Here is a 20343-nt window from a genome sequence, read left to right on the forward strand (position 1 = left end):
GGCGTCCGCTACAGCCAGCTGGGGGGCACAGACCTGGAGTATTCGTACGGTGAGGGTCTCAAGATTTATCCGCCGTGGGTGACGGTGATACGCTACGACGTGCGGGTTCAGGAGAAGCTGGAGGTACTGGAGGCGCTTTCGTCAAACGGACTCAGCATCGGTATGGATATTTCCATTCGCTGGAATCCCGACGCATCCTCGCTTCCGCAGCTGCACACGACATACGGCGTCGATTACTACCGCAAACTCGTGCAACCGGAACTCCGGTCCGCGGTCAGGGAAATCGTGGGACAGTTCACACCGGACGAGTTGTACTCCAGCCGCCGGGCCGAACTGCAGTCGCTGATCTACGAGCGTGTCCGGTCGGGTGCCGAAGTCAACTTCGTCAACATCCAGGCTGTTCTCATCAGGGATATCCGACTTCCTGACCAGATCCGTGTTGCGATTGAGAACAAGCTGAAGGAAGAGCAGGAAGCGGAGCGCTACCAGTTTACGATCGAGAAGGAGCGTTTAGAGGCGCAGCGGAAGGAAATCGAGGCGCGTGGCCAGGCGGAGTACCAGCGGCTGATCACGCAGAGTCTCACACCGGCGTTTCTTCGATTCAAGGGTATCGAAGCCACCCAGCAGTTGGCCGAGTCACCGAACACGAAAACCGTGATCGTGGGAGGAGGGGAGAGTGGTCTGCCCGTGATACTCGGAGGCAATTGACAGCTGGAATGCGAGGCGGCGATTCAGATTTTTTCGATCGCGTGTGGGACGTAGTGGCTCAGATTCCGCACGGGAAGGTCACGACCTACGGACATATCGCCGAGCATGTTGGCCTGAAGAGTGCGGCTCGAACGGTCGGATGGGCACTGAACGCGGCGGCCGAAACGGGTCTTCCATGCCACCGTGTAGTGAATCGCTTCGGAGCACTGTCGGGAAGCCGGCACTTCGGGGGTGCTCATATCATGGAGGATCTGCTGCGAAGCGAGGGTGTAACGTTCACGGATGAGGGCTGTGTGGACATGAAGGAGCATCTCTGGGTACCGGGGACGGCGCCCGGGTAGCTATTGGCCGGCCAGTCGTCTGAGCTGCTGCCAGAATCCCGGGAACGAGATGTTCGCACAGTTGGCATTTCGGATCGTGGTCTCGCCCTCTGCGAGCAAGCCGGCGACACCCATGGCCATGGCCACACGGTGATCTCCGAAGGAATCGACCTCCGCGCCGCGCAGCGTCGTTCCGCCGCGAATCGTTAGACCGTCGTCATGTTCGTCCACGTCGGCGCCCATCTTCCTGAGATTCGTGACCATCGCTTTTACGCGGTCTGTCTCCTTCACGCGCAACTCGGCGGCATCGCGGATCGAGGTGGTGCCGTGGGCGCCGGTCGCCGCTACGGCGAGAATCGGTATCTCGTCGATAAGATTGGGCACGAGCACTCCGGTGATATTCACGCTCGTGAGCGGAGAGGTGCGAACTCGCAGGTCTCCGATCAACTCGCCACCGAACGTGCGCTCATCCGAACGCTCGATTCGCGCACCCATGGCGGAGAGCACGTCCAGCGCTCCCGAACGCGTCGGGTTCAGGCCCACACCGGCGATGGTCATTTGCGCGTTCGGTACGGCGGCACCGGCGACCAGGAAGAACGCTGCCGCGGAGAAATCTCTCGGCACGGCCCAGCCCTGAGCCGGAATCACCCGATGACCGCTGACCGAGATGTGCGCTTCGTCGCCCAGATGAAGGATCTCCAGCCGCAGCATGCGCTCCGTGTGATCCCGGGTCGTCCTCGATTCAATCACGGTTGTTTCGCCGTCGGCGTACAGGCCGGCAAGAAGCGTGCACGACTTGACCTGAGCGGACGCTACAGGCAGGCGGTACTCGATCGGCTTCAGCGGCCCATCGGCGGGAAGGATGTGAATCGGAGCGTGCCCGTCGGTCAGCTCGATCCGGGCTCCCATCTGTCGCAGCGGTTCGGCGATACGTTCCATCGGCCTGGAGGACAGCGACGCGTCGCCGACCAGCGTCGACGCGAATGACTGCCCCGCCAATACACCGGTCAACAACCTCATGGTTGTGCCGGAATTGCCGCAGTCTATCGGTTCCTGACTCGGCTGCAGGCCGCTCAATCCACGTCCATGCACACGCATCGACGCTTCCTCGATATCGATCTGGACGCCGAGCTGCCGCAGACAACTCAACGTGCTCTGTGGATCTCGCGAGTCCGGGAAGTTGACGATTTCGCTTGTGCCATCTGCGAGCGCCGCCAGAATAGCGGCGCGGTGGGCAATCGACTTGTCGCCGGGAAGATCGACGCGCCCGACAGCGTGCGTTGCTCTGTGTATTAGCTGATCCATGTTCCGGCTGCAGGCCACATTGTGAGGTGCCGATATGATTCGCCGGGCGTCGCTACCAGACGGGGGAATGACTCGATGGTCCCATCGGCATATCGAGAGTGACCTCACGCAGCAAGGCCTGCTTTCTCTCCCAGTGGAGAAACGCGTACCTGAAGCCGTTGAGTGCTACCTCGCGCAGGTCCTTTGCGCCCACGCCACACCTCGTATGAACCTTCAGAAGTTCGTCCGTCACCGTCGTCCGACTGAAAAGGCGGTTGTCCGTGTTGACCGTGACCGGAACCCCGGCGTCAACAAAGGCTCGGATCGGGTGGTCTTCAAATGAGGCGACGACCTTGGTCTGGACATTACTTGTCGGGCAGAGCTCGAGCGGGATCTGGTGATCGACGAAATACTGCATCAACTCGGGATCCTGCCCGAGAGTGATTCCGTGCCCAATCCGGTGCGCGCCGCAATAGAACACCGCCTGTCGAATCGAGTCGGGTCCCCACGATTCGCCGGCGTGAACGGTGAGGTTCAGCAGATTATTGCGAGCGTAATAGAACGCATGAAGGTGATGTTTTGGAGGGTTGCCTGCCTCGCCGCCTGCGAGGTCGAACGCCACGACTCCTTTGTCGCGGAGCTTCACCGCGATTTCCGCCTGCATCAGGGACGCACTTTCCATGCGATCTCTCAGGCCACATACGACGATGCGAGCGATAATCGGATACTTGTCTTCTGCCCGCTGCAAGCCCGCTCGAACGGCCTCGAGCACTTTCTCGAGACTCAGATTCTCACGCGTGCACAGAATGGGGGCGAACCGGACTTCGAGATACCGGACGTTCTCGGACGCATTGTCTTCCGCCAGTTCGAACGCGATTCGCTCCAGCGCTGCTGCCGTCTGCATGACCGGTATCGTGTAGCGGAACCAGGAGAGGTACGACTCGAGAGTCTCAGAGGCATCGATTGTCTTGAGAATCTCCGTGAGTTCGGATTCGGTCGATGCGGGAAGGAGGTCGAGCTTGCCCTGTTCGGTGGCCAGTTCGAGTAATGTGGAAAGGCGCATCGACCCGTCGAGGTGGCAATGCAGATCTGCCTTGGGCCACGCCAGAATATCGTTCCGCGAGAGAACGGCGGCGGATTGGGGAGGGGAGTCGACCATAACTGCTTTCTTGATCAAGTTAGTGGGCTGTTTCCGACCTTGCAACGGCGCCGCGTGATAGGAACAGGCAGAGTGAGGCTTCGTTTCCAATCGCGGCACGCACGTTACTTTTCGTGGCTGCTTTTGTTTGCGTCTTGTAACTTCGAAGCGATTTCGTTCTCAATCGGGAGCGGCGGTCGCAGCGTGCGCCGCCTGCATCATCCCAACCAACGCGAGGTGTTTATATGGGTAGTCTAGGCCCAATGGAGATTCTACTGATCTTTCTGGCCATTCTGCTGATTTTCGGGGCCAAGCGTATTCCCGAGATTGCTCGGGGAATGGGCAAGGGAATCAAGGAATTTCGCTCCGCAACTCGCGACATCAGCAATGAGCTGACGCTGGACGACAAAGAGAACCGGATACACACACCACGTCCTCCGGCGCAGGGCACACCCGCTCCACGACAGGATACGGCGACCCCCGAACGCGATGAATCCGCGGCGCAGAGCTAGCGATCCGATCCCCGGGGAGTGTCCGCAAGATGAATCGATCAACATTTGTTGATGACCGCCGGCGGTTGTTGGCGGGCGAGACCAGTTGTGAGCAGCTGGTCTCGTCATATCTCGACGTCGTCGGCGAAAAGAACGACGATCTGAATGCACTGCTTTCTGTCAGCGGTGAGCAGGCCGTCCATGCAGCGCGGACCGTTGACAGTCGATTTGCAGCGGCGGAGTCCTTGCCAATGGCCGGGGCCGTGGTAGCCGTCAAGGATGTGCTCTGTATTGAAGGAGATCCTGTGACGTGCGGCTCTCACATCCTGGAGGGCTTCCGATCGCTCTATACGGCGACGTCGGTGCAGCGACTGCAGGAGGCCGGGGCGGTCGTCATCGGCAAGGCGAATTGCGATGAGTTTGCGATGGGCTCGTCCAACGAGAACTCGTACTTCGGGCCGGTCAGGAATCCGGTTGCGCCGGATCGTGTGCCGGGCGGATCGTCCGGGGGGTCGGCGGCGGCCGTAGCAGCCGGAATGTGTAACCTCGCGCTGGGCTCGGACACCGGAGGCTCGATCCGGCAGCCGGCGGCCTTCTGCGGAGTTGTGGGGCTGAAGCCGACCTATGGTCGAATCAGCCGGTACGGCCTTGTTGCCTACGCTTCATCACTCGACAGCGTCGGCCCGATGGCCAATTCGGTCGAGGACGTTGCTGCGGCTCTGACGGTGATGGCGGGCGTGGACACGTCCGATTCCACCAGCGCCCCCGTGGATGTCCCTGATTTCGCGCCCGCTGTGACGCGAGGCGTTGAAGGCCTTCGCGTGGGTGTGCCCTCCGAATTCATGGGTGAAGGCCTCGATCCCGAAATTCGAGCCCGTCTCGAAGAGCAACTCGGCGTACTGGAATCCGGCGGCGCGCTGATCAGGGAAGTGACATTGCCGCATACGAGTTACGGCATCGCAGCATACTATGTACTGGCCACAGCGGAAGCGTCCAGTAATCTCGCCCGGTACGACGGCGTCCGGTATGGCTACCGATCGGCAAAGAATCCGACGGACGGGCGAGAGTCCAGTTTCGACCTCGCAGCCATGTACTCGCGCTCCCGAACCGAAGGCTTCGGCGCCGAAGTGAAGAGGAGAATCATGCTGGGCACCTACGTCCTGTCCTCAGGATACTACGATGCGTACTATGCCCGCGCGCAGCGCGTGCGCGCCCTTATTCGACGTGACTTCGATAGCGCGTTCGAGCAGGTGGATGTACTTTTGACACCGGCTACGCCAACACCGGCGTTCGAACTGGGCAGCAAGGCGCACGACCCTCTCGAGATGTACCTCAGCGACATTTTTACCGTTACGGCGAATCTTGCGGGCATCCCCGGACTTGTCGTGCCGGCTGGCCTGCACAGCAGCGGGCTCCCGATCGGGCTTCAGTTCCTCGGGCGGCATTTTGATGAGGCGAGTATTCTGGCCGCCGGACATTTTCTGATGGATCGCGTCCACTCCTCGTCCGTCTAGTACCATAAACACGGTTAAGAATGAGCATTCTGGTTGACAAGGACACGCGTCTCGTCGTGCAGGGATTCACCGGTCGGGAGGGCACCTTCCACTCCGAGCAGATGATCGAGTACGGCACACGTCTGATCGGGGGCGTCACGCCCGGCAAGGGTGGAACGCGCCATCTCGATCGGCCGGTGTTCAATACGGTCGCCGAGTCGGTCCGGGATGAGGGGGCCAACACGTCGGTGATCTTCGTGCCGCCGCCCTTTGCTGCGGACGCCGTTCTGGAAGCCGCCGACGCCGGAATCAAGGTCATCGTCTGCATTACGGAGGGTATTCCGACCGCCGACATGATCGACGTTTATCATTTCGTCAAGCGGAAGGGGGCCCATCTCGTCGGTCCAAACTGTCCCGGAGTCCTGACACCGGGTGCCGGGAAGGTCGGGATCATGCCTGCCATGATCTTCTCTGAAGGATCCATCGGCGTCGTGTCACGGTCCGGCACGCTCACTTACGAGGCAGTAGACCAGCTCACGCGTGAAGGATTCGGGCAGAGCACGGCTGTCGGCATCGGCGGCGACCCGATCATTGGAACGCGGTTCACCGATGCCTTGAAGCTCTTCCAGGCCGATCCTCAGACCGAAGCCGTCGTGCTTATCGGCGAGATTGGCGGCACAGCTGAGGAGGAAGCCGCCCAGTATATCACCGCCGAGATGTCCAAGCCGGTGTTCGTGTTCATCGCAGGCGCCACGGCGCCGCCCGGAAGGCGAATGGGCCACGCAGGGGCGATCGTCGCCGGCGGCAAGGGAACCGCGGAGGAAAAATTCAAAGCGCTTGGCGAGGCGGGTGCGGTGATCGTCAAGAATCCGGCTCTCATCGGTGCCACCGTCCGCGAACATATGGCGGCGGCGTAAACGGTATTGCCCGGTACGCTTTCGCTTCGCACATCGGTTCAAGCCTCTTCGTGGCCAACCCTGATCCTGTGATGGAGATTAACTCGGCCGATTTCGTCATCGGCGTGGCTTCTCCCGCCCAGCTGCCGACGTCCACGCAGCCCGAAGTTGCGTTTGTAGGCCGCTCCAACGTCGGGAAGAGCTCGCTGATTAATCTGGTTCTGGGCCGGCGCCGCCTCGCTCGCACCAGCGGTTCGCCCGGCAAGACGAGAGAGTTCAATTTCTATCTCGTCAACGAGGCATTTCATCTCGTGGACCTTCCGGGGCTCGGCTACGCCCGCGTGTCCCGTGCCGATCGTACACGCTGGGCTCGCCACATTCGTTCGTATCTCCAGTCGCGGCAGACGCTATGCCTCGTTTTCCATCTGATCGACAGTCGACACAGTTTGATGGAGGCAGACGACGAACTGCTGGATCTGTACCGCAACGGCGAAGTGCCGGTCGTGGTGGTCCTGACCAAGGCTGACAAATTATCCGGGAATGAGCGCAAAAAAGCTCAACAACGCGTGAAAACGGACCTTCTGGCGCGCGGCCTGGAACTGCCGCTGGTTCTGGCCTCGTCCCTTCGCAAAGAGGGTCGGGATGAGATTCTGGACTGGATCGGAGTGTCTATCGCTGGCGCGCCGTAGAGCACGAACGAACTTTGTCTGAAGATGCTTGATGGGCCCCGCCTCGACGAGAGCCTTGTGCGTCCCGTCCATACATTTCTAGCGTACACATCGCATTGCGAAGACTCAGCCACGAACACGCCGCGCGGAGGTGATTGCTATGAAAGGCACTGTTCTGATAACCGATAATCTCGATCCGGTTTGTGCTGAAATTCTCACCGGCAGCGGCTACCAGGTCGACACGCACGTCGGGAAGTCGCACGAAGAGCTGCTTGAGCTCGCCAGGACCGCCGATGCGTGGATCGTTCGCAGTGGCACCAAGATCACGGCCGATCTCATCGAGGCGGCCGATCGTTTGCAGGTGATTGGCCGCGCAGGCGTAGGTGTCGATAATATTGATCTTGAGGCAGCGACTCGCCGCGGCGTGCTCGTGATCAACGCTCCGGACGGCAACACGATCTCCACGGCCGAGCACACGTGTGCTATGCTGATGTCTGCTGTGCGCCGCATCCCGCAGGCGGTCGCGTCGCTCAAGGGTGGCGAATGGAACAAGAAGGCCTTCAAAGGCGCCGAGGTGAATGGCAAGACGCTGGGTATCATCGGCGTCGGGAAGATCGGCCAGGCGGTGGCACAGAGAATGAAATCATTCGGTGTGAAGGTCCTCGGTTACGATCCCGTACTCTCGCGCGAGGTGGCCGATCGTATCGGTGTCACGCTCGTTTCACTGGAAGAGCTTCTCGAGCAGAGCGACGTCATAACCGTCCATACACCGCTCTCGGATTCAACGCGGGGTCTGCTGAACCGCGATACTCTGGCCCGTTGCCGAGACGGCGTGTACATCGTGAATTGCGCGCGCGGCGGCATCGTCGACGAGAAGGACCTGCTCGAAGCCATCGAGTCCGGCAAGGTCGCGGGAGCTGCGCTCGACGTGTATTCGGCAGAACCACCGCCGGAGGGGCTCGGGGATCTCGTACGACACCCGAAAGTGGTCGCAACGCCGCATATCGCAGCCTCTACAGGAGAGGCGCAGGAGAAAGTGGCGGTTCAGGTTACCGAGCAGGTGGCCAAAGCGCTTGGCGGGGAGCCGGTGACGGTGGCGGTGAACGCGATGGCCATCAAGGGTGCAGGGAGGCCGGAACTCCGGCCCTACGTTCGCCTCGCCGATATGCTGGGACGCTTTGCAGCCCAGTTGTGTGACGGACAGGTGGACCGGGTCACCGTAAAGTTGTTTGGTGATCTGCCTTCACAGAATGGCGACGTCCTGTCGGTCGCCGCGCTGAAAGGACTCTTTGGGACTCTTGTAAGCGGACCGGTAAACCTGGTAAATGCACCGTTTCTGGCAGAAGAAATGGGCTTGCAGGTCGACGAGCAGTTACTGACCTCCGGAGACGGATATGCGAACCTCGTCGGCGTCGTGCTCAGGTCGGGGTCTCAGGTAGTTCGCGTAGGCGGAACGGTGTTTAGCGAGAATGACCTGCGACTGGTCCGAATCGACGACTTTCGACTCGAAGTGCGCCCCGGCGGCTATATGTTGGTGTACCACAACGTCGACCGGCCGGGCGTGCTGGCGTCGGTAGGGACGATTCTGGCTGAGGCCAACATCAATATTGCAGCCATGGCTCTCGGACGTGACACAGAAACGTCCCGGGCCTTGACGGTTATTGACCTTGATGACGAGGTGCCGGCGTCGGTACTGGAGAAGATCGGCGGCCTGAAAGACGTTACGGAACCCCGCCTGATCAGAGCGTGAGTGGGCAAAAATGCGGGTCTGTAATAATCGATGCCCCCATGGCGACGATGTGTGATTCCCTTGACAAAGGATGGGGGTGCCTCTATATTTGGCGTCCAACACCGGTCATGTAAACTATCCAAGCCACACACACCAGAGCCTTATCGCCGACAGTTACAGCTTTTCAGACCCACCGTTTCATACGATACACGCCGCCGACCACGTATTCGAAGTGGTTCAGAATATGTTGCGGTAGCGTGCAGGGTTTTTTGCTTTCAGTCGTGCGCCCGGGCAATTCGTTGTTGGAAAGAGGAGATGGATTTGGTCAGGCTTCGTTCGCGAACTTGGAACTTTCACACCTTAGGATAGAGGCCGGAGTGTTCCGAAGCTTATCCTTGAGCCACACATCACTGTATAAGAGGGAGGTAGCATATGTTACGTAAATGGGGCACGCTTGTGTTCTTGCTGCTCGCTACACCTTTGTTGGCACTTAGTCAGAACACCGGCAAGCTTGCCGGTCAGGTTCTGGACACCGAGACGGGTGATCCCCTTCCCGGCGCCAGCATTGCGCTAGCAGGTACGCAGGTCGGTACCATTTCGGACATCGATGGTAACTACTTTATCATCGGTGTGCCGGTAGGTACGTTCGACGTGCAGGCGTCATTCGTCGGCTATGGGACGCAAACGGTATCGCGCGTCGAAATCAATGCCGGCTATACACGCGAAATCAATTTCAGTCTTTCTCCAGGTGTCGAACTCGACGAAATCGTTGTTGAGTACGAACGGCCACTCATCCAGAAGGACGCCATCGGCGCTCCGAAGGTGGTGACCGGAGAAGAGATCGTAAACCTACCGGTACGAGGCGCTGGACGTGTTGCCTCACTGCAGGGCGGCGTCGTCTCTAACGACTCGGATGGTTCTCTCTTCGTTCGCGGTGGCCGCGACGAGCAGGTGATCTTCTTTGTCGACGGCGTGAAGGTTATCGGTAACCTCGGCGTCCCGCAGCAGGCTGTTCAGGAGCAGGAGATGTTGATCGGTTCCATCCCGGCGAAGTTCGGAGATGCGATGTCCGGTATCATCTCGATCACCACCAAGTCGGGTGCTCCAAAGTTCTTCGGCAGCCTCGAAGCGATTACCTCAGAGGTCCTCGACCCCTGGGGATACAACCTGTTCTCGGGTACGGTCGGCGGACCGATCGTCAAGAACAAGTTGAGCTTCTTCGTGTCGGGCGAGGCGCTCATCCAGAGCGATTCCCAGCCGTTCGCCGTGGATACGCCGCAGCTCAGTGATGAGCAGCTCGGCGCATTGCTGGCGAGTCCACAGGTTCTGCAGATCGAGAACGGCGACGGCGAGCTTCGCTACCTCAATCTGCCAGCGAATCTCCCGGACACCATCGCTTTCGCTGACTTCGACGAATTGCTCTCGATTCCGGAGGGATTTGACCTGACGACCGGCACTCCGATTGACGCCGGCCAGGTCGTCACCGCGAGTGACTTCAACATCGTCGACGGGAAGAATGAGCCGCGCCAGCGCTACGACTTCAACGGCAACTTTACGTATACGCCGTCGAGAGCCATCAGCGTTCGTGCCGGTGGGTCGTTCACTGAAGACAAGTTCGAAGACTACAACTTCACGAGTTCGCTGTACAATCGGCTTTCTCTTGATGGTGGAGGGACAACGGACCGGTTCACTCAGAGAGATGACCGGACCCTGCGTCTGTTCACGACGTGGACGCACCGCGTATCGGACAACACGTTCTATCAGTTGCAGTTCGACTACACCGACGACAAGACGTGGGTATCTCCGAGTGGCTTTAGCAACAACGTCAGCGACGCGCTGGCGGTCGGAGACATCGACGATCCTCGAAACAGCACGCTGGCCGCATACCGGGTACTGGCTGATACGGATGGGGATGGCTCGGCCGACTCATACGTTCGCCGTTTCCGTGACGGACAGCTGTTCAACCCGAGCGCTGTGGTCAGCCTCTGGACGCCGCTTGGCAGCCCCCCGGCTGGTACCGCGACGTTCACCAAGACCAATAGCCGGCAGTTGCGGTTCTCTGGTAGCGCCACGACGCAGGTAGGCGTGCACCAGATCGAGTTCGGCGGCGAATTCGAGCAGCAGACAAACCGTTTCTACAGTGTAGCAGGCAACGGATTGTCCAGGTTTGTGTGTGACGATGTGACTGCATCTAACTGTGGCGCCGAAAACCTCGACCCCAGTGAGGTATTCGATGCTTCAGGCAACCTGATCGGGCCGACAGCCTACAGCAACCTTCCGTTCAAGGCCTTCCGTGATCGTGCCGTCTGGTACGGATACGATTTCCGCGGCCTAAACGAAGTGGACGACCAGAACGTCGACTCATACCTCGACACCAGTGCTGAGTCGAATCACAACGTTGCGCCATGGAAGCCGATCTACTACGCCGGCTACATCCAGGACAAGATCGAGTTCAGAGACCTGGTCATTAACCTGGGCCTGCGCGTAGACATCTTCGACAGCAACACGCTGGTGCTGAAGGATCCGTTCGCTCCCGCTCCGATCATCAGAGCAAGCGACTCGGATCTTATCGGCGAACTCGTTGGCGGAGAGTACTCGATACCGGATAACATTGATGATGACTTCGCAGTCTATTTCAATGATAACGGCGCGATCGTCGGTTATCGTAACATCGACGGCGACTTCTTCGATGCCGACGGCCAGGATTCGAACCTGTCTACGATCGACAACCTCGGCACGCAGCGTCAGGTTGGCAACCAGCAGCTGACATCGTCGATCTTCAAGGACTACGAACCTGAGATCACCTGGATGCCGCGTATCGGTGTGTCGTTCCCGGTAACGAACCAGGCGTTGTTCTTCGCGAGCTACAATATCACGTCGCAGCGTCCCCGCGAGCAGGCATTTGCTCCGTTCTCGACGTACGACCAGATATCGGGTCAGTCGCGGTTGAACAACCCGGACTTGAAGCCTGAGAAGACGGTTCAGTACGAGTTGGGCTTCCGCCAGTCGTTAGGTTCACGCGCTGCGTTCCAGGTCTCAGCCTTCATGCGTCAGCAGAAGAACCTGATCCAGATCCGGAACATCAATGCGATCGGACTTGGCGTCGGTTCATACGGTAACGTGCAGAACGTCGACTTCGCGACCACAAAGGGTCTCGAGCTCGAGTTCGATCTCAGGAGAACGAGCGGTGTTGCCCTTCGGGCGAACTACACGTTCTCGCTGGCGAATGCGACCGGCAGTGACTCGCAGGCGCTGCGAATCATCCAGTGGCGTGGCACGCTGCAGAATGGTCTGTACTTCCCGAACTTCATTTCGCCAGCCGGCTTCGACCGTCGGCATTCGGCGAACCTCTCGTTCGATTACCGCCTCGGCGCGGGAGAGGGTCCGAAGATCGGTGACACGGCCTTCTTGCAGAACTTCGGTTTCAATGCATCAGCTCAGCTGGGTAGTGGCATGCCGTACACGGCTCTGCTGTCGCCCAGTGAGATCTGGTCATCGTTTACCGATAACGTCGACGGTTCCATCAACGGCCGCAGGCTGCCGTGGTATAGCATCATTGATATCCGTGTCGATCGGCGCTTCAACCTGAACGACAACACGGCTCTGACCGCGTTCGTATGGATTGAAAACCTGCTCGACAAGGACAACACGCTCGGCGTCTATCGCGCCTCGGGTCTTCCGAATAGAGACGGGTTCCTTAGTACCGCTGGCGGCATCGGTGTTGCGAATAACGCAGCGCAGGCACTCGGCGATCAACTCGCCCGGGACTCGTTCGTCGACCACTATGCGGCGTACACAGATTCGCCCATCGGCACGGGCGGAAACCACTATTCGGGTGGTGTACGTTACTCGGTACCGCGTCGTGTCCGGCTCGGAGTCAGAGTGAACTTCTAATTGCGTCGCTGACCGCTCTCCCGGTGTTGCGCCGGGAGAGCGAGATTCGACAGATAGAGATATTCAACACATGGAGATGTTGCACATGCCTTTCTTCAGGAAATACAGCATGTTGCTCTTGTCGCTGCTCATCCTTTCCGGGACTGCGTTCGCGGACGTAGACAAGGACAAGGACAAGAAGCGCAAGAACACAGACATGGCGGCGCTCATGGCAAAGTCGGCCGGCAAGGTCGGCGATTGTGCCCTCGGGAGTGCCTCGGCCGAGCTCGACGTGAACAACGTCAGAGCACGGCTTTACAACAACGGCGGCCTCTTCTGGATCGGCGGAAGCCCGATCTATGAGGTCCCAAAAGGAAGTGGCCAGAACGCGATCTTCGCATCGGGTATCTGGGTTGGCGGACTTGCTGACGGCGAACTGCGCACAGCTGCCGCTACGTACTCGGACTGGGAATTCTGGCCGGGTCCGCTGGACGCTGCCGCGCAGCCGCCGGCAGATTGCGGCGTGTTCGACCGGATGTATCGCGTCAGTCGAGAGAACATCAAGAACTTCCAGGACACGGGCGTAGCCACGCCAGACATGACCGACTGGCCGGCCGATCTCGGCGCCCCGGTTACCGATGGCGATGGCAACCCGGACAACTACAACCTGGATGGTGGAGACCTTCCCGCAATCCTGGGCGACCAGTCAATCTGGTGGGTCATGAACGACGCGGGTAACCTCCACCTCACGACGGAAACGCCGCCGATGGGTCTTGAAATCCAGGCTCTCGCGTTCTCCTTCAACCAGGCAGGTGCCCTCGGCAACTCGACCTTCTACAAGTACAAGTTCATCTATAAGGGCTCGGATCCCTTGACGGACGTGTACATCGGCCTCTGGTCAGACCCGGACCTTGGAGATTCCGGAGATGACTACGTTGGAAGTGACTCGTTGCTGGGTATCGGATACGTCATGAATGGCGATAACTTCGACGGCGGCAGCTCAGGCTACGGCTCCCGCCCGCCCGCTCTCGCATACGACTTCTTCCAGGGTCCACTTGTCGACAACGACGGACGTGATAACAACCGGGATGGCGTCGTCGACGAAGAAGGCGAGCGCGTCGCCATGGCGAAATTCGTCTACTACAACAACGACGGCACGGAGCAGGGTAATCCGAATACCGCAGAGGAATACTACCAGTACCTCGCGGGACAGTGGAGAGACGGCCAGGGGATCACGGAAGGTGGTTCCGGCCGCGGGTTCTCGACAATCCCGACGAACTACATGTTCCCTGCTACTCCGGGCAACTACTGGAGCGAGGACAACATCGATGGCGCCGGAACGAGAAATAATCCCGACGACCGTCGATTCCTGCAGTCCGCGGGACCGTTCACAATGCTGCCCGGTGACGAGCAGGACGTCGTGTTCGGAATCGTGTGGGCGCAGGGAGGAGACCGGTTCTCATCCGTCGCGTTGATGAAGCAGGATGATTCGAAAGCGCAGACTGCTTTCGACCTCGGCTTCGATGTGCCGCCTCCTCCGGATCAACCGCGTCTCGCAACCACCGAGGTTGACGAGGGTGTTATTCTGTCCTGGTCCTACAACTCCAGCGACAACAACTTCCTCGACTCCTACGACGAACCGAGTATCAACCTGATCGTGGCGGAACCGGATGACGATACCTATACCTTCGAAGGCTATGTCGTGTACCAGTATGCATCTGCAGCCGACCAGACCGGGCAGATCATTGCCGTGTACGACCAGGCCGGAAACAACGTTACCAACGTAACGGAAGGTGTCCTCGATCCGGCCACGGGTGCCGTCAACACGGTGCTGCTGGTTCCGGGTACTGACAGTGGTGTGAAGAAATCACACTTTGTTCAGAATCTGATCAACTATCAGACGTACTTCTTCGGAGTCCAGGCCTACGCATACAACGCGAACTCGAATCCGCAGTGGTTCCCGAGCCCGATTGCACGCGCGACGATCACGCCTTCTCGCCTTGCTGCGAGAGACGGCGGGACCGTCCTGAATGCTGACCCGGGTACCACGCTTGTCACTGACCGTACGGCCGGTGGCGGTGGTGGAGCAGCCTTCGATGCGGCAGGTATACAGGGAGTCCGCGCTGAGATCTTCGATCCGACACAGGTAACCGGAGATACGTACGCTGTCGACATCGTTGAAGTTGGAGGAGAGGATGCGGTCAAGGCGTTCAACCTTCGTAACGCGACGACCGGGGCAACGCTCTTTGACGCGGAAGCCCAGTACGCGAGCAGCGGGAATGTCGCGCCGTTCTCGGCCGCGACCTTTGCAGCGGACGGCGTGTCCTTCACCGTGACAGGTCCCGAACCGGCCGAACTGGTTGTCGACGGATCGATCATGTTTGTGGAGGTGGCGGGTCCAGTAGATCCATGCGGCCCCGATGCCGGATCGACCTTCGGTTGCAACGAAGTCGGCGGCAACTTCCTGTATCCGTCCTTCAACGGTGGTGGTGACTACATCATGTACCACGAGGGAACCGGTACCGAAGGCGTCATCGACAGCTATGCGCCGCAGGACTACGAGATCCGCTTCACGGAGACAGGCTCGTATGCGTACCACCCGTTCACGACGGGGAACGCCATATGGGTTCCGTTCGAAGTCTGGGACATTGGCCCGACCTACACAGGTACCAATGTCAATCCGAACGATCCAGCCGACGACGTCCAGATGATCCCGAACCACTTCCTCGGTGGCAGGACCACTGAATGTGAGTTTGTGTACGATGCGGCGGTACCGGGTGCGTTTGGTGTCTTCTCCGGCAGTACGATGCGAGTCTACGCCTACTACGCAACCAACGGATACGCATCGTGGGAGGCGGCAGTCGGGCCACTCGTGGAGGCAGACCCGAACCGCTGCCCGAACGCGTATGACCTGACCAATGGCGCCATCGAGGATGAGATTGACTTCGGCCGCGGTCGACCGATTCAGCGTATGGTCTTCTTCGGAGACGCAGCGCAGGATCCTCCGCATCCGAACTTCGGCACAGTCGTCCGGTTCTACACGACGAAGCCGCTCCTCGTGGGTGACACGTACGAAGTATCAACCGATGGCTTCGGTGCCGTCTCGGGCGATGCTACAACGCGAGAAGAGGCCCTCGACGCTATCTCGATTGTTCCGAACCCCTACCTGGGTGCATCGGACTACGAGGTCGCTCGAGTCGTCGATGTGACCCGGATCACGAACCTTCCGTCGCGCGCGACGATTCGCATCTTCACGTTGAACGGTACGTTGATTCGTACCCTCGAGAAGAGCAGCGAAGCTCGGTTCCTGAACTGGGATCTGAACACCGAAGAAGGACTGCCCATCGCGAGCGGCATGTACCTCATTCATGTTGATGCAAAGGACGACACGGGCGCCACATACGGCGAGCGTGTACTGAAATTTGCGGTAGTCAAGAAGCGCGTACAGCTCAACGAGCTGTAAGCCAGGAGGATGACCCAAATGTCAAACGTCTCTTGCTCAATGTTGAAACTCTGGAGGTTTCTAACTATGCGAACTAGAATCGTCACTTATATCGGCCTCGCAGCCATCCTCCTGGGCTTTAGCGCTTCGGATGTGCTCGGTCAGGGGGCAGATCGGCGTGGTACCGCGGGTGCCACCTATCTGCTGTTGCCCGTGACTGCGCAAACTGCGTCGCTCGGGAATACAGCGACGGGTGGCTCGGCTACGATGTCCGGTCTCGAAGCGCTGTACAGCAACCCGTCGGCACTGATGCTGAATACAGGCACTAACGTCATGTTCAGCAACATGCAGTACTTCGCCGACATCGGCGTAAACACGTTCGGTGTTGCCCAGCGCGTCGGAAGCGGAAACGTAGCCCTCGTCGTGACTGCGTGGGATTTCGGTGAGATACCGAGGACAACCGAAGACCTCCCGGAGGTCTCCGACTTCACGTTCTCACCTCAATTCCTGCAATTCGGCCTGTCGTATGCGCGACAGCTCACGGACCGCATCGCCGCCGGTGCGACCCTGAAGATTCTCAACGAGGACATCGAACTGGTGTCCGCGACGGGAATCGCCATCGACGCAGGTATGTCATACACGGTAGGCGAAACGGGACTCCGCTTCGGTGTGGCTCTGAAGAACTTCGGTCCTCAGATGACCTACTCCGGAGATGGTCTCACGCAGCAGGTAGTTCTGCCCGGCGCGCCATCGAACGCAACGACGCAAGCCGTTACGATCGAGGCCGAGGGCTTCGAGCTTCCGGCAATCCTGAACTTCGGCGTGTCGTACACGCGGGAGCTGGCTCAGGATGTTAACGTCGGACTGCTCGGCAACTATCGCTCAAATAGCTTCGCGCAGGACCAGTTCTCCGGCGGGCTCGAGCTTGGCTTCCGCGACATCCTGTATGTGCGTGGTGCCTACGAGCTGCAGGAAGACATGGACCAGACCGCATTCGACGGTTGGAGCGTCGGCGCAGGCCTGAACTTCGAGTTCTCGGGCCGCAGCGCAAGCTTCGACTATTCGTACAGCGGAGCTGAATTCTTCGACGCAGTCCAGATGTTCACCGTGCAGGTGACCCTCTAGACGGTCCAGAATAGGAGAAAGGGGCGGGCGGCTTCGGTTGCTCGCCCCTTTTCTTTTTTTGCCAAAATCGGCTACGCGGCCATGGTGCTGACCCGACCGACCCGGGCTCACACTCTTCGGTCCGACTGCCGGTCAAAATGTCCGTCCGTCCGTATGCCGTCTATCCGGCACGACATACGATTTCTGGCTGTTGGCATCCTCCTCACCGCCTCGATGGGATGCTCGAAGCAGCATGCCGGCCCGGAGCCGGAGCACGATCCAGGACCTGCGTTTCGCAACGTCGTGGAGGGAGTAGCTTTCGTCGGCGATGAAGCCTGCTTCGACTGCCATGAATCCGAGTACACGGGGTACCAGGATCACGGAATGGCCCGCTCGTACTATCCGCTGACCGCGGAGAATCGCGTCGAACAAATCAGCGATGTGGTCATCCAGGATCCGAATTCCGATCTGGTCTATTCGATACTGGAAATCGAGGACCACCTCTATCAGGAGGAATACCGGATCGGACCTGATGGCAGTCGCGAGAACGTTCTTCGTCGTCGCATGGACTACGTAGTTGGAAGTGGCAATGCCGCGCGCACCTACCTGACAGATAACAACGGACGTCTACATCAACTGCCGCTGACGTGGTATACGCAGAAGCGACGATGGGACTTCAGTCCCGGCTATAGCGTGGTTAATCACCGGTTCTCTCGCCTGGTGCCGGACCGCTGCATGGCGTGCCATAATAGCTACCCGGAGGCCGTGCCCTTCGTCGAGGGTAAGTATGCCCGGGTCCCAAATGGAATCGGATGCGAGCGCTGTCACGGACCCGGTGCGTTGCATGTTGAAGAGCGGCTTGAAGTGCCCGAGCCGGCATCCGAAATCGATGACAGTATCGTAAATCCGGCTCACCTTACGATCGATCTGCGTCTGGATGTGTGCCAGCAATGCCATCTGCACACGACCGTATCAATGCTGCGGGACGGAGAAGAACCATTCGGGTTTCGCCCTTCACATTCCCTGGCATCTCACGTCTCGCTGTTCGCTTTGCAGAAGGACGGGTCCGACGAACAAATAGATGTCATATCGCATGCCGACCGCATGCGGCAGAGTGTGTGCTTCCTGGCAACATCCGGGACATCCGCGCCCCTCGAATGCACGACCTGCCACGACCCGCACGCGGGCTTCCGCGATCTTGGTCCGGACTACTTCAATGAATCGTGCATCGGATGTCATGCCATTGAAGCCCTGCGTTCGCAGCTATCGAATGTTGATGTTGCGTCCAGTCACGAGGCGAACTCGAACTGTATCGATTGCCATATGCCGAAGGTCGAAGCCGAGGATGCGCCCCACGCAAGTTTCACGGATCACAAGATCCGCGTGGTGCGGCCGGACCAACGTCCCGAGACACAGACAGGTGACCCGGCGATCGAGCTTCGGCCGTACTTCGATCGGGATCGAGAGTCCGCGGACGGATCGGTCTACGAGAACATGGCGCTCGTTATTTACGGCCGGCAGACGGGGCGCAGCGATCTGATCCGTAAAGGCACCGAGGCACTGACGGCCATACTCGAAACGGACACGACCCGGGGCGAAGCGCATTTCCTCGCTGGGCTGGGGAGTCATGCGCTGGGAGATGCGGAGGCAGCCATTCCGTTTCTCGAGACGGCGGTGCGCCGGGCCCCGAACGATCCTGAGCGTTTGAACGCGTTGGCTCAGGTCTACGAGTCTGCCGGCCGGTCCGCGATCACCATTGGCCGCCTGTATCGTCGGGCGCTTACGGTCCAACCGGCATCAACAGACATCCGCGTGAACTACGGACGGTTTCTGCAGGCACAGGAGAGATTCGCGGATGCGGAAGCGCAGTACAAACTGGCCATCGATGAAAACCCGTGGCTCACCGTCGCATGGCACAACCTCGGCACCCTGCAGCTTGCCACGGGAGACCTGGAGGCGGCCGCGGCCACCTTCAGAGAGACGCTGCGGCTTGATCCCCTCTACACGGATGCGATGGGCAATCTGGCCGCGCTCAATGCGATGGACGGAAACGATGCTGCGGCCGAAGTGCTCTTCGTGCGGGCGGTCAACGTGGCACCGGGAGACCGGAACGCGCTCGGTAACCTGGGCGCCTACCGGCTGAATCAGGGTCGTCTGGAAGAGGCCGTTGAACTGCTCGATCGTGCGGTGGCCGCAGATTCCACGTTCGTCGACGGTCTCGCCAATCTGGCCCTCGCCTATTTTCGCTCTGACAATACCGGTCGCGCGCGGGCAATCGCCATGCGAGCTCTGGAAATAGACCCATCCAGTACTCTCGCCAGGCAGGTGCTGACCGCCACAGAGTAGAGCACTACCGTCGACGCTTATTCCGATGTCACCGCGCGGCGGCGCTCGTCGATGTGTCGCGCAATGTGCCGCGCGTGGTCTCGACCGTTCTCTATGAACCACCGACTCGTATTCAGTCCACCGCACACGGTGCCCGCGATGTAGATACCGGGGCGGTCGGTTTCGAAGGAATCCGAATCGTACATCGGCGTCAGCGACTCGTCTTCGCGTGAGCCTATCTGGAGTTGGTCGAGCAATCGATAGTCGGGTACGTATCCTGTCATGGCGAGTACCCAATCGTTCTTGATCACGATTTCAGTTCCTGACTCGCGCAGCGTGACCGTGTCAGAATCGATGCGGACGACTTCCGTGTCGAAGTACGCCGTGATCGAACCTTCGGAAATCCGATTCTCGAGATCGGGTTTGATCCAGTACTTCACAGACGGAGAGATTTCCGGACCCCGCACGGCCAGTGTGACATTCGCCCCGTGTCGGTAGCAATCGAGAGCGGCCCGGGCCGCCGAGTTCTTGGCCCCGACGATCAGAACGTCCTGCGCGGAATACGCAAAGGGCTCCTTGTAGAAATGCGAGACTTTCGGCAGGTCCTCTCCCGGCACCTCGAGAAGTTTTGGCTTATCGAAGAATCCAGTCGCGACAACTATGAACCGGACCTGGTATCGATTTCGAGATGTTTCTACGGTGAAATCCCCGACCCGGCCGTGGATGTCTCGAACCTCTTCGTAAAGCGCCAGATCTACACCTTCTGCAAAGGCCACACGACTGTAGTAGTCGATTGCTTCCTCTCTGACGGGTTTGTAGCGAAGCGTCGGAAACGGATGCCCCCCGATCTCCAGTAGATCGGGCGTGGAGAA

Annotated in this window: 14 protein-coding genes; 11 read left to right on the top strand and 3 right to left on the bottom strand. The window is 59.4% G+C overall.

Annotation, left to right across the window (positions count from 1 at the left end):
• Both HKN37_05455 and HKN37_05460 read left to right on the top strand, forming a co-directional pair.
• On the top strand, window positions 1-708 hold a 708-nt coding region (locus tag HKN37_05455; protein NNE46090.1), incomplete at its 5' end, for a prohibitin family protein.
• 8 nt (window positions 709-716) lie between these two features.
• Window positions 717-1049 (top strand): MGMT family protein, encoded by a 333-nt coding sequence (locus HKN37_05460; protein ID NNE46091.1) that lies wholly within the window; start codon window positions 717-719, stop codon window positions 1047-1049.
• Here HKN37_05460 and aroA read toward each other — a convergent pair whose 3' ends face one another.
• Window positions 1050-2333: a 3-phosphoshikimate 1-carboxyvinyltransferase gene (gene aroA / locus HKN37_05465; GenBank protein ID NNE46092.1), complete on the bottom strand. Its 1284-nt coding sequence runs from the start codon at window positions 2331-2333 to the stop codon at window positions 1050-1052.
• A gap of 52 nt (window positions 2334-2385) precedes the next feature.
• On the bottom strand, window positions 2386-3471 hold the full coding sequence (gene add, locus HKN37_05470) for an adenosine deaminase (GenBank protein ID NNE46093.1): 1086 nt from the start codon (window positions 3469-3471) through the stop codon (window positions 2386-2388).
• Window positions 3472-3695: 224 nt separating this feature from the next.
• On the opposite strand from add, the gene HKN37_05475 reads away from it, so the two are divergent.
• The 9 genes from HKN37_05475 (at window position 3696) to HKN37_05515 (ending at window position 19492) form a co-directional block, all read left to right on the top strand.
• The gene (locus HKN37_05475) at window positions 3696-3962 is read left to right on the top strand and encodes a twin-arginine translocase TatA/TatE family subunit (protein NNE46094.1); all 267 of its coding nucleotides are present in this window, start codon (window positions 3696-3698) and stop codon (window positions 3960-3962) included.
• Between the two features lie 29 nt (window positions 3963-3991).
• On the top strand, window positions 3992-5455 hold the full coding sequence (gene gatA, locus HKN37_05480) for an Asp-tRNA(Asn)/Glu-tRNA(Gln) amidotransferase subunit GatA (protein NNE46095.1): 1464 nt from the start codon (window positions 3992-3994) through the stop codon (window positions 5453-5455).
• Between the two features lie 20 nt (window positions 5456-5475).
• Complete coding sequence (sucD, locus tag HKN37_05485; protein NNE46096.1) at window positions 5476-6351, top strand: succinate--CoA ligase subunit alpha; 876 nt, start codon at window positions 5476-5478, stop codon at window positions 6349-6351.
• A gap of 71 nt (window positions 6352-6422) precedes the next feature.
• Window positions 6423-7019 carry a YihA family ribosome biogenesis GTP-binding protein gene (locus HKN37_05490; protein NNE46097.1) on the top strand — a complete coding sequence of 199 codons (597 nt, stop codon included), beginning with the start codon at window positions 6423-6425 and terminating at the stop codon, window positions 7017-7019.
• Between the two features lie 139 nt (window positions 7020-7158).
• Window positions 7159-8748 carry a phosphoglycerate dehydrogenase gene (locus HKN37_05495; GenBank protein ID NNE46098.1) on the top strand — a complete coding sequence of 530 codons (1590 nt, stop codon included), beginning with the start codon at window positions 7159-7161 and terminating at the stop codon, window positions 8746-8748.
• 411 nt (window positions 8749-9159) lie between these two features.
• Window positions 9160-12621 carry a TonB-dependent receptor gene (locus HKN37_05500; GenBank protein ID NNE46099.1) on the top strand — a complete coding sequence of 1154 codons (3462 nt, stop codon included), beginning with the start codon at window positions 9160-9162 and terminating at the stop codon, window positions 12619-12621.
• Window positions 12622-12706: 85 nt separating this feature from the next.
• The gene (locus tag HKN37_05505; GenBank protein NNE46100.1) at window positions 12707-16063 is read left to right on the top strand and encodes a T9SS type A sorting domain-containing protein; all 3357 of its coding nucleotides are present in this window, start codon (window positions 12707-12709) and stop codon (window positions 16061-16063) included.
• A gap of 66 nt (window positions 16064-16129) precedes the next feature.
• Window positions 16130-17167 (top strand): PorV/PorQ family protein, encoded by a 1038-nt coding sequence (locus HKN37_05510; GenBank protein ID NNE46101.1) that lies wholly within the window; start codon window positions 16130-16132, stop codon window positions 17165-17167.
• Between the two features lie 153 nt (window positions 17168-17320).
• A complete protein-coding gene (locus tag HKN37_05515) occupies window positions 17321-19492 on the top strand; it encodes a tetratricopeptide repeat protein (protein ID NNE46102.1) in 2172 nt (723 codons plus the stop codon).
• 17 nt (window positions 19493-19509) lie between these two features.
• Here HKN37_05515 and ypdA read toward each other — a convergent pair.
• A partial coding sequence (ypdA, locus tag HKN37_05520) for a YpdA family putative bacillithiol disulfide reductase (GenBank protein NNE46103.1) occupies window positions 19510-20343 on the bottom strand: 834 nt, incomplete at its 5' end.

It is taken from the genome of Rhodothermales bacterium (genome assembly GCA_013002345.1).
Classification (GTDB): Bacteria; Bacteroidota; Rhodothermia; order Rhodothermales; family JABDKH01; genus JABDKH01.

Coding starts and splice junctions, on each gene's coding strand:
- HKN37_05490 (NNE46097.1), top strand. CDS start 6,423: ATGGAGATTAACTCGGCCGATTTCGTCATCGGCGTGGCTTCTCCCGCC.
- HKN37_05495 (NNE46098.1), top strand. CDS start 7,159: ATGAAAGGCACTGTTCTGATAACCGATAATCTCGATCCGGTTTGTGCT.
- HKN37_05475 (NNE46094.1), top strand. CDS start 3,696: ATGGGTAGTCTAGGCCCAATGGAGATTCTACTGATCTTTCTGGCCATT.
- HKN37_05500 (NNE46099.1), top strand. CDS start 9,160: ATGTTACGTAAATGGGGCACGCTTGTGTTCTTGCTGCTCGCTACACCT.
- aroA (NNE46092.1), bottom strand. CDS start 2,333: ATGGATCAGCTAATACACAGAGCAACGCACGCTGTCGGGCGCGTCGAT.
- HKN37_05510 (NNE46101.1), top strand. CDS start 16,130: ATGCGAACTAGAATCGTCACTTATATCGGCCTCGCAGCCATCCTCCTG.
- HKN37_05460 (NNE46091.1), top strand. CDS start 717: ATGCGAGGCGGCGATTCAGATTTTTTCGATCGCGTGTGGGACGTAGTG.
- HKN37_05505 (NNE46100.1), top strand. CDS start 12,707: ATGCCTTTCTTCAGGAAATACAGCATGTTGCTCTTGTCGCTGCTCATC.
- gatA (NNE46095.1), top strand. CDS start 3,992: ATGAATCGATCAACATTTGTTGATGACCGCCGGCGGTTGTTGGCGGGC.
- add (NNE46093.1), bottom strand. CDS start 3,471: ATGGTCGACTCCCCTCCCCAATCCGCCGCCGTTCTCTCGCGGAACGAT.
- sucD (NNE46096.1), top strand. CDS start 5,476: ATGAGCATTCTGGTTGACAAGGACACGCGTCTCGTCGTGCAGGGATTC.
- HKN37_05515 (NNE46102.1), top strand. CDS start 17,321: ATGCCGTCTATCCGGCACGACATACGATTTCTGGCTGTTGGCATCCTC.